General features: G+C 60.0%; 1 protein-coding gene and 1 pseudogene. Both read left to right on the forward strand.

The genetic code is table 11. From position 1 onward, the window contains the following. A pseudogene (locus AC0AP0_RS09080) lies at nucleotides 1-660 on the forward strand (hypothetical protein); the annotation flags it as partial. A gap of 80 nt (nucleotides 661-740) precedes the next feature. After that, nucleotides 741-1,439, forward strand: coding sequence for a hypothetical protein (locus AC0AP0_RS09085; RefSeq protein ID WP_490430231.1), 699 nt, complete (start codon nucleotides 741-743; stop codon nucleotides 1,437-1,439). Nucleotides 1,440-1,524 lie beyond the last annotated feature (85 nt).

A 1,524-nucleotide genomic window follows, 5' to 3' on the forward strand; every position in this document is an offset into this window, starting at 1 on the left:
TCCGCTCCGTTCACCCCGGTGTGCAAAAGCATAGACGGCGTGCCGCTGTCAGTGTGCTCCCACCCGGATGATGGCGCCCACCTGAGACGCTACATGCGATATATGCGGTCGGTCGCCTCATGGTTCCCCAAGGACAGTGTGGAAGGCAGCTCGGGTCTTGTGCTTTTGCTGGGCAACGCCTTTACGCCTACGTCCCACGGCCAGGTGTGGAATCTCACCGGCCAAGGCCTGGCCGAACTGGAACACTTGGGCGGCAAGAAGATACAGATAATGACCGACACAGTCACCGAACGCACTGGACGATACAGTGACCTAGCTGATGTCACACAGGCCATCGTGAAGGAATTCGTCCATGCTGACTGCGCGGCTACGGCACTTAAAAACGTGTATAAACAACGGACATTGGATGATGGTGCCAGCGTGTCCGCCTTCGTGCTGGAGCAGTTGCCCCAGCGCATGAGAGAGACCGTCTACGAGTCGATGGGCAGCAGAGGAAGCGGGGCATCCGGGATGGGAAGCGCCCGAGGCCCTGCCGCCGATCTGCTCAACGATGCCACTAATGAAGAGTTCCATGCCTATGTGCGTCGCAACCTCTCTGGGCTCGAACGCTGCGCCATCACGCCGTCCGATGTCATCAATGATCTGGGGAAGAACCACTGATGGGCGGCCGGCATCGACGTGGTACCTTGAAAGGCGGAATCCCGGTCGGATGGTTGGCTGGGCGACGCCCATGGGCGGCTTTGGCATTTGTCGTGCTGGCTGTGACCGTGCCCTTCCTGCTTGCCACCGCCTCCGCTTCCGCTACCGGCGGGGAGATCTATGCCCGGCCAGCCTATTATGGGTACGTCTGCGTTCCTGATACACATGCAGCGGTATTCAACGGCGCCGTACATACCCAATGCCCACAAGGCAAAAGCGCCGTGCCCAGTATGGTGCCCATGGCCGAGCTGGCCTACGCGGCGTTCAGCGCATGCGCCTTGGTCATGCTTGCCCCGCTTATGCCCACCTGGGAGCGCCTGAACCTGGCACGCGTCCGTTGGCGAGCCCTGGCCGCAGGGACAGGCGTGCTGATGCTACCATTTCTTTTCAGCCTCCTCCTTACCATACCGAATTTCCACGGCGGCCCAACCAGCGTACAGTCGCTGCTCAGACTGGCTGCCTGCAATGGCTTGGTCGACGCATCCTTGGTCATGCTCGGCATCGCATTGCTTGGTCGTTTCTACGGGCTTGGCCTGGGCGTAGGGCTGGCAGTGTTCAATATCGCCAGCCAAGGTATTCAGATAGGCATGGGAATGACGCTCCGTCTATACCCCGAAGACATCAAACCGCCCATTCCTGGGCAGGGGACTTGGCCGGCGATTGCAGCGGTCTTGACAGTCTTCGCCGTCTTACTCTGGACGGTCACCGGAGGCCGGGGAATGATCTTGGACAAGAAATAAAGGGCCAGCACAGCTGCTTGTGAGATGTGTGAGACCCTGCCAACTTTAACGGCGCAGGAGTTCGTCCGAGTCCACCTGGCCGTCA

It is taken from the genome of Bifidobacterium sp. POST2/T3 (B1) (assembly GCF_058197115.1).